Annotated in this window: 11 protein-coding genes; 6 read left to right on the top strand and 5 right to left on the bottom strand. The window is 66.9% G+C overall.

Translation table 11 applies throughout. The features are described from left to right. The first annotated feature begins 652 nt into the window (after window positions 1–652). Entirely contained in the window at window positions 653–1912 is a 1260-nt protein-coding gene (gene fabV, locus AC5P67_RS18840) for an enoyl-ACP reductase FabV (RefSeq protein WP_180872411.1), read from the top strand. A 107-nt stretch (window positions 1913–2019) separates the two neighbouring features. On the opposite strand, the gene AC5P67_RS18835 is transcribed toward fabV, so the two are convergent. The 3 genes from AC5P67_RS18835 to AC5P67_RS18825 form a co-directional block, all read right to left on the bottom strand. Continuing rightward, window positions 2020–4089: an EAL domain-containing response regulator gene (locus tag AC5P67_RS18835; protein ID WP_005413024.1), complete on the bottom strand. Its 2070-nt coding sequence runs from the start codon at window positions 4087–4089 to the stop codon at window positions 2020–2022. A gap of 91 nt (window positions 4090–4180) precedes the next feature. Then, on the bottom strand, window positions 4181–5365 hold the full coding sequence (locus AC5P67_RS18830) for a BaiN/RdsA family NAD(P)/FAD-dependent oxidoreductase (RefSeq protein WP_100438413.1): 1185 nt from the start codon (window positions 5363–5365) through the stop codon (window positions 4181–4183). Further along, complete coding sequence (locus AC5P67_RS18825) at window positions 5362–5910, bottom strand: YaeQ family protein (protein ID WP_005409263.1); 549 nt, start codon at window positions 5908–5910, stop codon at window positions 5362–5364. Before AC5P67_RS18825 ends, AC5P67_RS18830 begins: the two co-directional genes overlap by 4 nt. A gap of 125 nt (window positions 5911–6035) precedes the next feature. Here AC5P67_RS18825 and AC5P67_RS18820 point away from each other — a divergent pair, with 125 nt between their 5' ends. Next, complete coding sequence (locus AC5P67_RS18820) at window positions 6036–6914, top strand: pseudouridine synthase (RefSeq protein ID WP_495215085.1); 879 nt, start codon at window positions 6036–6038, stop codon at window positions 6912–6914. Between the two features lie 6 nt (window positions 6915–6920). Here the strand turns inward: AC5P67_RS18820 and AC5P67_RS18815 are convergent, their stop codons facing one another. Then, entirely contained in the window at window positions 6921–7409 is a 489-nt protein-coding gene (locus AC5P67_RS18815; RefSeq protein ID WP_024958678.1) for a YaiI/YqxD family protein, read from the bottom strand. 301 nt (window positions 7410–7710) lie between these two features. Between AC5P67_RS18815 and AC5P67_RS18810 the strand changes: the two genes are divergently transcribed. The 4 genes from AC5P67_RS18810 to AC5P67_RS18795 all read left to right on the top strand — a co-directional run bounded on the left by AC5P67_RS18810 (window position 7711) and on the right by AC5P67_RS18795 (window position 11282). Beyond that, window positions 7711–7920: a cold-shock protein gene (locus AC5P67_RS18810; protein WP_004153307.1), complete on the top strand. Its 210-nt coding sequence runs from the start codon at window positions 7711–7713 to the stop codon at window positions 7918–7920. Window positions 7921–8103: 183 nt separating this feature from the next. Beyond that, on the top strand, window positions 8104–8793 hold the full coding sequence (locus AC5P67_RS18805) for a glutathione S-transferase family protein (protein WP_495215083.1): 690 nt from the start codon (window positions 8104–8106) through the stop codon (window positions 8791–8793). Between the two features lie 32 nt (window positions 8794–8825). Then, window positions 8826–10391 (top strand): protein adenylyltransferase SelO, encoded by a 1566-nt coding sequence (locus tag AC5P67_RS18800; protein ID WP_227415805.1) that lies wholly within the window; start codon window positions 8826–8828, stop codon window positions 10389–10391. A gap of 354 nt (window positions 10392–10745) precedes the next feature. Continuing rightward, window positions 10746–11282 carry an adenine phosphoribosyltransferase gene (locus tag AC5P67_RS18795; protein ID WP_495215082.1) on the top strand — a complete coding sequence of 179 codons (537 nt, stop codon included), beginning with the start codon at window positions 10746–10748 and terminating at the stop codon, window positions 11280–11282. A 175-nt stretch (window positions 11283–11457) separates the two neighbouring features. Here the strand turns inward: AC5P67_RS18795 and dbpA are convergent, their stop codons facing one another. Next, the gene (dbpA, locus tag AC5P67_RS18790) at window positions 11458–12834 is read right to left on the bottom strand and encodes an ATP-dependent RNA helicase DbpA (protein ID WP_005413029.1); all 1377 of its coding nucleotides are present in this window, start codon (window positions 12832–12834) and stop codon (window positions 11458–11460) included. Window positions 12835–13080: the final 246 nt, after the last annotated feature.

Here is a 13080-nt window from a genome sequence, read left to right as displayed (position 1 = left end):
GCAGCCCTGCACCTGCAGAGGCAACAGCAACAGCAACAGCAACAGCAACAGCAACAGCAACAGCGGGCATTCCGTGGATTGGTGGGGCGGTGTCGGAGTGCGGGGGCGCCGCAAGTACGTCCCTGTAGGCTTGGCAGCCGCATCCATGCGGCTGACACCCCGCACTCCGACACCGCCCCACCTTTGACAGATTCCTGCGGCTGTCGGTAGGTGTCGACCTTGGTCGACACATCTGTCAGATATCGAATGAATTCAACCGTGTCGACCAAGGTCGACACCTACCAAGGCCGCACGCCGTTCCAACAGATCGCGGAAGTCTGTCGAAGGCGGGGTGGGTCCGGTTGAGGGGGCGTGAGCCGCATGGATGCGGCGACCGAGCTTACATGGACGTACTTGCAGCGTCCCCCTCAACCGGACCCACCCCGCCCACCCCCAGGAACCCAGCTTTTGACGTTGCTGTTGAGGTTGCCGGCCAGCGGCCGGCACTACCGCAGGTGCAGGGTGCAACCCTGCAAAAGAAACACCACCCTACGCCAGCGTCGGTTGTGCAATCGTCCCCCGCGCACTACGATCCTGCGGTTCGCGCGCGCAGGCGCGCGCCCGTATTCCTGCTGAGCGCCCCGTGCGCCGCATCTGCCAACCCGAGGTATCCATGGTCATCAAACCGCGCGTCCGCGGCTTCATCTGCGTCACCACCCACCCGACCGGCTGCGAGGCCGCGGTCAAGCAGCAGATCGACTACATCCGCGCGCGTCCGCCGATCCAGAACGGCCCCAAGCGCGTGCTGGTGATCGGCGCCTCCACCGGCTACGGCCTGGCTGCGCGCATCACCGCTGCCTTCGGCAGCGGCGCCGCGACCTTGGGCATTTTCTTCGAGCGCCCGGGTACCGAATCCAAGCCGGGCACCGCGGGCTGGTACAACTCGGCTGCGTTCCACAAGTACGCCGACGAAGCCGGCCTGTACGCCAAGAGCATCAACGGCGATGCCTTCTCCGATGAAGTGAAGGCGAAGACCATCGAAATGATCAAGGCCGATCTCGGCCAGGTCGACCAGGTCGTCTACAGCCTGGCGGCGCCGCGTCGCAAGCACCCCAAGACCGGTGAAGTCATCAGCTCCACGCTTAAGCCGATCGGCGAGCCGATCACCCTGCGCGGCCTGGATACCGACAAGGAAGTAATCACGGAAACCACCCTGCAGCCGGCTACCCCGGAAGAGATCGCTGGCACCGTCGCGGTGATGGGTGGCGAAGACTGGCAGATGTGGATCGACGCGCTGGCCGACGCCGGCGTGCTGGCCAACGGCTGCACCACCACGGCCTTCACCTACGTGGGCGAAGAGATCACCCAGGCGATCTACTGGAACGGCTCGATCGGCGCCGCCAAGAAGGACCTGGACACCAAGGTGCTGGGCCTGCGCGAGAAGCTGGCGAAAATCGGCGGCGACGCGCGCGTGTCGGTGCTGAAGGCCGTGGTCACCCAGGCCAGCTCGGCCATTCCGACCATGCCGCTCTACCTGTCGCTGCTGTTCAAGGTGATGAAGGAAAAGGGCACCCACGAAGGCTGCATCGAGCAGCTGGGCGTGCTGTACGACATCCTCTACGGCGGCAAGGCCGACGGCGTGGCGATCGATCGCCTGCGCCACGATCTGGTCGATGGCGATGGCCATACCGTCGCGCTGGTCGACGAGGAAGGCCGCCTGCGTGCCGACTACAAGGAAATGGCGGCAGACGTGCAGGGCAAGGTGGTCGCGCTGTGGCCGCAGGTCACCAATGAGAACCTGTACGAGATCAGCGACCTGGCCGGCTACAAGGCCGACTTCCTGCGCCTGTTCGGTTTTGGCGTGGAGGGTGTCGACTACGAGGCCGACGTCAGTCCGGACGTGAAGATCGATAATCTGGTCGACATGACCTGATCAATGAAAAGGCCGGCGAAAGCCGGCCTTCTCTTTTGGTGGGGCCGGCCGCTGGCCGGCAACCCTGGGTACCAAAGGCTGCCGGCCAGCGGCCGGCACTACCGCGGTCACCCGAACTCGAACCCCATCTCCGGCAGCGCCGGGCCGACGAAATCGCCCTGCACGTAATCCACGCCGGCACTGAACAGCAGGGTCATCGAATTGGCGTCGCTGACGAACTCGGCGATGGTGCGGATGCCGGCCTCCTGCGCGCGTGCGGTGATCTGGCTGATGCGGTCGATGTTCTCGCGGGTGGCCGCCAGATCGCTGGTGAAACCGCGGTCCAGCTTGAGGAACTGCGGCTGGAAGTGGGCGAGCAGCTGGAACGAGTCCAATCCCGAACCGAACTGCTCCAGCCCGATGCGGCAGCCCAGTGGCGCCACTTCGGCAAGGAACTGCTGCGCACTGCGCAGGTGGGTGAACACCTTCGCTTCCGGCGCATGCAGCCACAGCCGTTCGCCGGGCACGCCCTGCGCCTGCAGCTCGCGCCGCAGGGTGGCGATCATCTCGGGGTCGTCGAACGATTCCGGCGTCACCTTCACCAGTACCTGGGTGGCGTGGCCCTGGCGTGCGCGCTGACCCAGTACGGCGATGGCCTGCGAAACCACCCAGCGGTTGATCTCCGCCAGCAGGCCGTACTCCTCGGCGATGCCCAGGAAGGCGGTCGGGCTCAGCAGTTCGCCGTTGTGCTCCAGGCGCAGGTAGGCCTCGTACAGCTCCAGCGGCTCGCCCTGCAGGTTCAGCACCGGCTGGTAGTGCAGCTGGAAGCCGTCGCCGGCCAGTGCTTCACGGATACGGGTGACCCAGCGCAGCACGCGTTCTTCCTCGACGCGGTCGGCCGCAGCCGGGTCGAAGATGCGGCAGGTATTGCCCAGTTCGGCGGCGGCATGCGTGCACTCGCTGGCGCGTGCGAGCACCTGGCCGATGCTGGCGATCTTCTCGCCCACCTGCACGCCACCGATGCTGACTGTCACCGTGGCCGAGCGCGCGCCGATGCTGAACACATGCGCCGCATACGCTTCGCGGATGCGCTCGGCCAGTGCCACGGTCTGCGCGTAGGGCCCGGCCTGCAGCACGGCGAAATTGTGTTCGCCGAAACGGGCCAGCTGCGCGTCCTCGCCAACGACCTCGGCCAGCAGGCCGGCAAGGGCGCCGATCAGCGCGTCGGCCGAGGCCAGGCCGATGTCCGGCAGCAGGCGCGCGTAGTGGTCCGGCTCGATCAGCAGCAGGCCGAACTGGCCTTCGCTGCGGCCGGCCTGTGCCACTGCGCTTTCCAGCTGCAGCATGAAGGTCGGGCGGTTGAGCAGGCCCGTGACCTGATCGCGCTGGCGCAGGTCCTCGACCTCGCGGGCCAGCTCCGGATCGAACTCCATGCGGCGGCGAAGCACCACCTGCAGGCAGGATTCGCCTTCGTAGGTGGCGGCGGTGAATTCCATGGTTGCCGCGAACGTACTGCCATCCTCGTGGCGGGCATCGAGCTGGTACTGCGGCGGCGGCGCCTCGCCACGGCTCAGGCCCTTCAGCAGCTGCTTGAAGCCTTCCACATGCTGCGCGGCGACCATGTCCAGCAGCGAGATGCCTTCAATGTCATCGAACTGCTCGTAGCCGAACATTTCCAGGTAGGCATCGTTGGCGCGGATGTGCATGCCTTCGTGCACGTAGGCGATGGGATCGCGCGAAGAGGCGATCAGCGCATCGCAGCGGCGCTCGGTCTCGCGCATCTGCGCTTCGATGCGGCGCAGGCCGCGACGGGCCTGCAGGTCCACCCATTGGTCGCGGACCACGGCCAACAGATGCTCGGAGCGCTGGCGCAGGGCGAGGGCACGGATGCCGTGGCTGCTGGCCTGCACCAGCTCGTCCTCGTCGATGCGATCGGCCAGCAGCACCAGCGGAATGTCCTTGCCGCTGGCGGCGATGTGCTGGGCCACCAGCGGCAGCGGGATGCCCTGCGAGGGGGACGCCAGCACCAGGTCGATGGCCTGGCTGGACAGCACCTGGGACAGCTCGGCCGCATCCTGCGGACGCCAAGGGCGCACCGCGATGCCGCTGTTGCGCAGCGTGCTGACGATGGCTTCGGCATTCTCGCCGCTGTCATCGACGATCAGCAGGCGGATGGTGATGTCGTTCGCGTTCTGCATGCACTGCTCCCCAATCTGCGAATCTAGATACACGATGCGCGGCGAACCGTCCATGCGCGCGCCCCTTGCACGCATCGAACGGCGATCTGGTTCACACCACGCCACCGGCCGCGTGGCCGCTGGCCCAGGCCCACTGGAAGTTGTAGCCGCCCAGCCAGCCGGTCACATCCAGCACCTCGCCGACGAAATGCAGGCCGGGTACGCGCTTGGATTCCATTGTCGAGGACGACACCTCAGCGGTATCCACGCCGCCCAGGGTGACTTCGGCGGTGCGATAGCCCTCGGTGCCGCTGGCCACCAGCGGGAACGCGCCCAGCAGCTGCGCGGCCTGGCGCAGCACCGGCTCGTCCAGCTGGCGCACGGGCCGGTCGGGCAGCCAGTGCTCGCACAGGCGCTGCGCCAGCCGCTTCGGCAGTACTTCGGCCAGCACCGTGCGCAGCTCGGCTGCCGGGCGCTCGCGCTTCATCTGGCGCAGCCACTCGCCGGCATCCTGGCCGGGCAGCAGGTCCAGCTCCAGCGCATCGCCGGGTTGCCAGAACGAGGAGATCTGCAGGATCGCCGGGCCGCTCACGCCGCGGTGGGTCAGCAGCATGAAGTTCTGGAAGCTCTTGCCGTTGCAGCGCGCCTCGATCGGCAGGGCGACACCACTCAGATCAGCCAGCCGTTCCTGGTGCTTGCCGCTGAGTGTCAGCGGCACCAGCCCGGCGCGGGTCGGCAGCACCTGATGGCCGAACTGGCGGGCAATCTCGTAGCCAAAGCCGGTGGCGCCCATGCTCGGAATCGACAGGCCGCCGGTGGCAACCACCAGCGAGGCGCAGTGGAACAGGCCCTGCGTGGTGTGCACGCGGAACCCGTCGCTGCTGTGCTCGATGCGCTGCACGCTGCATTCGGTGCGGATCTGGGCACCGGCCGCCTGGCATTCGTCCACCAGCATCTTCACGATCTGCTTGGACGAGATGTCGCAGAACAGCTGGCCAAGCTCCTTTTCGTGATAGGCGATGCCGTGCTTGCTGACCAGCTCGATGAAGTGCCAGGGCGTGTAGCGCGCCAGCGCCGATTTGCAGAAGTGCGGGTTGGCCGACAGGAAGTTGGCCGGGGTGGTGCCGGTGTTGGTGAAGTTGCAGCGGCCACCGCCGGACATCAGGATCTTCTTGCCGACCTTGTTGGCATGGTCGATCACCTGCACCTGGCGGCCGCGCTGGCCAGCCGTGATCGCGGTCATCAGCCCGGCCGCGCCGGCGCCGATGACCACCACGTCGCAACGGATCGTGCTCATGCCTTGGCGCGCTTGCGCCAGTTCGGGACCACGTCGAGCTGCATCTGATCGTTGAGCAGCTGCACTTCACCGTCCTGGATCAGCACGCTCCAGCGCATCGCGCGCTGGATCTGCTGGCCCCACAGTTCGACGAAGGCACCATCGAGGTCAACCACCGACAGGTTGTCGAAGCGCGCCAGGCCCTTGCCCTGCTTGCCCCACCAGATTTCCGAGGCGTTGCCGCCGTAATTGACCACCTGCACCTGTCGGCTGCGGTTGCTGGCCTTGCGGATGCGGGATTCGTCGGGATGGCCCAGGTCGATCCATTGCAGGATGTCGCCGGTGTAGTCGTGTTCCCACAGGTCCGGCTCATCGTCGGTACTGAGGCCGCGGCCGAATTCCAGGCGGTCGCCGGCGTTCAGCGCGAAGGCGAGCAGGCGCACCATCAATCGTTCGTCGGTCTCGGACGGGTGCTGGGCCAGGGTCAGGTTGTGGGTCGCGTAGTAGCCGCGATCCATGTCGCTGATCTGCAGTTCGGCCTTGCGGATGGTGGCGGTAAGAGCCATGGGGGATCCGTGGACTAAAGACGTCAATGATAGAGGTTTGCTCCAAGGGTGTCCGTTCCCGGGCTGTCTGCGCAGTGTCAACGGTGGCACTCTTGGCGCTCTTTCCCGTGGCCGGAATGGACGCCATGACCCTGCCCAGCCACCTGCAGCTGCCCCCCGACCACTGGCCCAGCCTGCTCGATGGCCTGTGCGCGCGTTTCCCGCGCATCGGTCGCGCGCAATGGCAGGACCGCTTCGCCCGAGGCCGTGTGCAGGATGCGCAGGGCAGGGCACTGGCGCCGGACATGCCCTGGCAGGTGGGGCTGGAAATCCAGTACTTCCGCGAGGTTGCCGACGAGCCGGTGATTCCCTTCGCCGAGACCATCCTGCATCTGGATGCGCACCTGCTGGTGGCCGACAAGCCGCACTTCCTGCCGGTAACGCCGGCCGGTGGGTATGTGCGCGAAACCCTGCTGTCGCGCCTGGTCGCACGCACCGGCAACACCGAACTGGCGCCGTTGCACCGCCTGGACCGGCTGACCGCCGGCCTGGTGCTGTTCTCGACCCAGGCAGCCACGCGCGATGCCTATCAGCGGCTGTTCCGCGAGCGGCGCATCGAGAAGACCTATGAGGCGTTGGCACCGGCGCTGCCCGGGCTGGCGTTTCCGTTGCTGCGGGACAGTCGTCTGGTGCCGGGGGAGCCGTTCTTCCGCATGGCCGAAGTGCCGGGCGAGCCCAATGCGCGCAGCCTGATCGAGCCGATCGAGGCCGAAGGGCCGGTCTGGCGCTACCGGCTGAAGCCGGAAACCGGTCGCAAGCATCAGCTGCGCGTGCACATGGCCGCGCTGGGCGCACCGATCGAGGGCGACGACCTTTACCCGCAGCTGCAGTCGCGGCCGGAGGGCAGCGCCGAGCCAGCACTGCAGCTGCTGGCACAGGTGCTGGCCTTCGATGATCCGCTGACCGGGGAACCGCGGCGGTTCAGCAGCCAGCGCCGCCTGTGCCGAAGGGGGCAGGGCGGCTAGCGCGGGTCAGCGGGCCGGGCGCCGCGCCAGCCAGCGGTCCAGCTCGGCGGCGAACAGCTGCCGGTCGCGCTGGCCCAGCGGCGGCGGGCCGCCGGTCTGGACCCCGGCGCCGCGCAGTTCTTCCATGAAATTGCGCATCGACAGCCGCTCGGCCATGTTGTTCGGCGTGTACAGCTGGCCGCGCGGGTTCAGCGCCACAGCCTTCTTCTCCAGCACCAGCGCGGCCAGCGGGATGTCCTGGGTGACGACCAGGTCTCCGGCAGCGACCCGTTCGACGATGGCGCTGTCGGCCACGTCCAGGCCCTGGGGCACCTGGATCGAACGCAGCCAGCGTGAGGGCGGGGTGCGGATCCACTGGTTGGCAACCAGGGTCAGTTCGATGCCAACGCGTTCAGCGGCACGGAACAGGATGTCGCGGATGACGGTGGGGCAGGCGTCCGCGTCCACCCAGATGCGGGGGAGCGCGGGTTCAGCTTGGGTTTCAGCTTCAGTCATTTACCCAGTGTAGGGTAGGAAAATCCTGAATGGGGACTCGGGGTTAGCCTCGATCGGCTGCCAGCCCTTGTCACGTCTAGCGGGCGGGGCCAGCCGATGAACGTCCGGGCTATCGCTTTTTGCAGAAAACACGCGTATCGTTCGTCCCACTGTGTTTGCTAGGGTCACCGTGAATCGTGGCCTGGTGCAGTTGATCTCACGATCCGCTCATCGATCCGCTTTACCAACGCCTGCAACTCAGTCTCGGCCCCGATACCCGGTGGCTGCGATTTTTTCAACATGTGTTTCAGGAGTTAGTCAAATGTCTGATCGTCAGACCGGCACCGTCAAGTGGTTCAACGACGCCAAGGGCTTCGGCTTCATCACCCCGGAAAGCGGCCCGGACCTGTTTGTGCACTTCCGTGCCATCCAGGGCACCGGCTTCAAGACCCTGCAGGAAGGCCAGAAGGTTACCTTCATCGCCGTCCAGGGCCAGAAGGGTATGCAGGCTGACCAGGTGCAGGCGGTCTAATCCGTCTGCTACCGTTTGGTAGCCAGAACGCCGGAAGCGAAAGCTTCCGGCGTTTTTTATTGCCTGCTGCTTTGTAGAGTCGAGCGTGCTCGACTGTCTCTGGAAAGCAGTCGAGCACGCTCGACTCTACAAAGGGCATGCAGCTGGCGCGGTACGATGCAGGCCTCCCCAAGGATCATCCCCATGCGCATCGTCCACCACCTGGAAAACTCCCGTTCCCTGCGTGTGCTGTGGATGCTGGAGGAGCTGGGGCTGGACTACGAACTGCGCCGTTATCCCCGCGATCCGAAGACGCTGCTGGCACCGCCCGAACTGCGTAACGTGCATCCGCTGGGCAAGTCGCCGGTGCTGCAGGATGGCGAGCTGATACTGGCCGAGTCCGGTGCCATCCTCGACTACCTCGCGGATCGCTATGACACCCAACGCCAGCTGTCGCCGTCACCGATGCCGGCCGATGGCGCCGAGCGCATCGCCTACCGCTACTGGCTGCACTACGCCGAAGGCTCGGCGATGCCGCCGCTGCTGCTGACCCTGGTGATGGGCCGCATCCGCAACGCGCCGATGCCGTTCTTCGCCCGCCCGATTGCGCGCAGCATCGCCGACAAGGCCGAGCGTGGCTTCATCGGCCCACAGCGGCGCCTGCACCTGGACTGGATGGAGCGCCGCCTGTCTGAAAGCCCATGGTTCGCCGGCGAACGCTTCAGTGCGGCCGACATCCAGATGAGCTTCCCGATCCAGGCGGCCGCCGCGCGCGGCGGTGGCCTCGACGACAAGCCGGCGCTGCGTGGCTTCCTCAAGCGTATCGGCGAGCGCCCGGCCTACCAGCGTGCCGAGGCCCACGGCGGTCATCTGCAGGCGCTCAGCGGCAATTGAGGCGGGCGGCGGTCGTCCCCATCTTCAGCACCATGGATACCGACAGCCCCCGTTTCGACAACCGCCTGCTGCACACCCTGCCGGGCGACCCCGAATCCGGCCCGCGCCGCCGCGAAGTGCTGGGCGCGGCCTGGTCGCCGGTGATGCCGACTCCAGTGGCGGCGCCTACGCTGCTGGCTTGGGCGCCGGACGTCGCCGCGATGCTCGGCTTCGATACCGCTGAAGTCGAAAGCGAAGGCTTCGCGCGGGTGTTCGGCGGCAATGCGCTGTACGCCGGCATGCAGCCGTGGGCGGCCAATTACGGTGGCCATCAGTTCGGCCACTGGGCGGGCCAGCTCGGCGACGGCCGCGCGATCTCGCTGGGTGAACTGGTCGCACCGGATGGCCGTCATTGGGAACTGCAGCTGAAGGGTGCCGGTCCCACGCCGTATTCGCGGGGTGCTGATGGCCGCGCAGTGCTGCGCTCATCCATCCGTGAATTCCTGTGCAGCGAAGCGATGCATCACCTGGGCGTACCGACCACGCGCGCGCTGTCGCTGGTCGGCACCGGCGAAGACGTGGTACGCGACATGTTCTACGACGGCCACCCGCGTGCCGAGCCCGGCGCCATCGTGTGCCGGGTATCGCCCTCGTTCCTGCGCTTTGGTTCATTCGAACTGCCAGCGTCACGCGGCGAAACTGCCTTGTTGCGGCAGCTGGTCGACGCGTGCATCGCCCGCGACTTTCCGGAGCTTGAAGGGCAGGGTGAGGCGCTGTACGGCGACTGGTTCGCGCAGATCGCGGTGCGCACTGCCGAGATGATCGCGCACTGGATGCGCGTCGGTTTCGTGCATGGCGTGATGAACACCGACAACCTGTCCGTGCTCGGCCTCACGCTCGACTACGGTCCTTATGGCTGGGTCGAGGACTTCGACCCGGACTGGACGCCGAACACCACCGACGCACAGGGCCGCCGTTATCGTTTCGGTACCCAGCCGCAGGTGGCGTACTGGAACCTGAGCCGGTTGGCGCAGGCGCTGTCGCCGTTGTTTGCCGATGTGGCGCCGCTGCAGGCCGGTCTGGCGGCCTACCAGTCCACCTTCGTGGCCTGCACGCGTCGCGATGCCGCAGCCAAGCTGGGCCTGGCCGCTGCCGACGATGACGACCTGGGGCTCTACCAGCGCTGGCAGCAGCTGATGCAGGACGGCGGCATGGACATGACCCTGGCTTGGCGTGCGCTGATGCGGGTTGATCCAGCGGCGCCAGACGTGGGCGTGCTGGATGCGGTGTACTACGACGAGTCGCGCCAGCAGGTGGTGCAGGCGCCGTTGCAGCAGTGGCTGCAGGACTACGCGGCGCGGTTGCAGGCCGATCCACTTTCGGCCAGTGAGCGCGCGGCGAAGATGGCCAAAGCCAATCCGTTGTATGTGCTGCGCAACTGGCTGGCCCAGGAGGCGATCGACCGCGCAGAGCAGGGTGACCTCGGTGGCGTTCACGCACTGCAGGACGTGCTGCGCGATCCATACACCGAGCGTGCGGGGCTGGAACACTTCGCCGGCAAGCGCCCGGCGTGGGCAGACAACCGCGCCGGCTGCTCGATGCTGTCCTGCAGTTCCTGAGGGTGGGTTTCGGCAGGGCTGCGCCCTGCACCTGCAGAGGCCACCGCGCAAGCAACGGCCAAAGCCAAAGCGGCTCTGGATTGCTGATGGTCTGGCGGGACGGTGTGGGGCTGCAGGACACGCCGTAAACCCGTCCATGGGGGCTCGATGGCGCCATCCATGGCGCCAACGGTCCTGCAGCCCCACACCGCCATCCCACAGGAAACCCGCTGTTGCCTTTGCTGTTGCCGTTGAGGTTGCCGGCCAGCGGCCGGCACTACCGCAGGCGCCGGGCGCAGCCCGGCCGAACACCCCCAACAGGCAGGCGGCGCTCGGAACAGGTACCCTATGCCGCCATCAGATAGCCAACGTGACATGACCGACGCCATCGTCGCTCCGCAGTGGGCCTCCCGCCTGCGCGACATCGCCGACTTCCCCAAGCCCGGCATCCTGTTCAAGGACATCATGCCGCTGCTCGCCCATGGCGAGGACTTCCGCGGTGCCATCACCGCGATGGCCGACCGTTGGCGCGACCAGAAGCTGGACGCGGTGATCGGTATCGAATCGCGTGGCTTCATCCTCGGCGCCGCGATGGCGCTGGAACTGGGCGTGGGCTTCGTGCCGGTGCGCAAGCCGGGCAAGCTGCCGGGCCAGGTGCTGCGCGAGGAATACACGCTGGAATACCGCAGTGACTGCATCGAAGTGCACGCCGATGCGCTGCCGGCCGGGGCCCGCGTGGCGATCATCGACGACGTGCTGGCCACCGGCGGCACGCTGGTCGCTGCGCTGTCGCTGGTGCGCCGCCTGGGCGTGAACGTGGTCGGTGCCGGTGTACTGGTCGAACTGGACGGCCTGGGTGGTCGCGCCCGCTGGGAATCGGATCTGCCGCTGCACACCGAACTGGTGTTCTGATCGAAGGGCAGGTGCCAACCAAGGTTGGCATCTACCAGAGCGAATGGCCGGGAACCGGTAGTTGCCAACCGTGGTTGGCAGCACTTTTCGCGACTGACGCCGCGGAATGGGCCAACCAAGGTTGGCCACTACCAGGTCAGATCGTTGCCAACCGTGGTTGGCAACGCTGCTTCAATCACATCATCCGCACGCGGAAACGACGGCCCTTGATCTTGCCGGCTTCCAGCTTGGCCACGGCCTTGTTGGCCTGCTCACGGGCGATCGCCACGTAGGAGCGGGTCGGGAAGATCGCGATCTTGCCGATGAACTTGCTCGACAGGCCGGCATCACCGGTCAGCGCACCGAGGATGTCGCCTGGGCGCAGCTTGTCGGTCTTGCCACCGTCGATCCGCAGCGTGCGCATCGCGGCCTGCGGCAGTTCGGCCGGGCGCGAGGTTGCCAGCGGCGTCTTCTGCCAGTCCAGCGGCTGCCCCATCTGCGCTTCGATGGCTTCGGCGCGGGTCTTCTCGCGGCCGGCCACCAGGCTGATCGCCAGGCCACTGGCACCGGCACGGCCGGTACGGCCCACACGGTGCTGGTAGCTTTCCACGTCGGTCGGCAGCTCGTAATTGATCACTGCCGCCAGCTCTTCCACGTCCAGGCCACGTGCGGCCACGTCGCTGGCCACCAGCACGTTGCAGCTGCGGTTGGCCAGCAGCAACAGCACTTCCTCGCGGTCGCGCTGTTCCATGTCGCCATGCAGGGCCAGTGCGGAGAAGCCGAACTGCTGCAGCGAGTTGGCAACTTCGTCCACGTCCTTGCGGGTGTTGCAGAACACCACCGCCGATTCCGGGGTGTACTTCAGCAGCAGGCCGGCCAGCGCTTTCTGGCGGTGCGCCGGTTCCACCTCGCAGAACAGGTGGCGAATCGCCGGTGCCTGGTCGGCGCCTTCCACCGTTACCTCCACCGCGTCGCGCAGCAGGTCACGCGCCATGGCGCGGATGCTGTCGGGGAAGGTGGCCGAGAACAGCAGGCTCTGGCGGTCCTTGTGGGTGCGGCCGGCGATCTCGCGGATCGGCTCCTCGAAGCCCATGTCGAGCATGCGGTCGGCCTCGTCCAGCACCAGCGTGCGCACCGCGCCAAGATTCAGCGCGCGCTTGCGTGCCAGCTCCTGCACGCGGCCGGGCGTGCCGACCACCACGTGCGGGTCATGGCCTTCCAGCGAGGCCAGCTGCGGGCCCAGCGGCACGCCGCCGACCAGCAGCAACAGCTTCAGGTTGGGGATGCCGGTGGCCAGCTTGCGGATCTGCTTGCCGACCTGGTCGGCCAGTTCGCGGGTCGGGCACAGCACCAGCGCCTGCACGCGGATCAGGCTGGGGTCGATGGACTGCAGCAGGCCCAGGCCGAAGGCGGCGGTCTTGCCGCTGCCGGTGGGTGCCTGTGCGATTACATCGCGGCCATCCAGGATGGCCGGCAGGCTCTGCGCCTGCACGGGGGTGAGGGTGGTATAGCCGAGGGCATCCAGGCCGGGCTGCAGGGCCGGGCTCAGCGGCAGGGTCGAGAAGTCAGTCATGGCGCATTGTACCTGCCCGCAAGGCCGGTCCCGCCCAATGGGGTGGGGACGGATCCCTTTCCGCAGGAAAGGGCTCTGACCCCGTCGGAGTCGTCATCCACGCACGGCGTGGATCTTATCTCTTGCCAATCTGGCACCTTGGGTGCCGAGAGCCCGGCGTGGGCGACCGTGTGGATCCAGGTCTTGCGACCGAGAAGTAGCTTGGGTCCCCACGCCGGATTCTCCCTGAACCGCCCGAACAGTTGG

The organism is Stenotrophomonas sp. YJH_SMC_21 (assembly GCF_059369555.1).
Note: the sequence above shows the minus strand (reverse complement) of the source record. Positions and strands in the feature narration are given on the sequence as shown.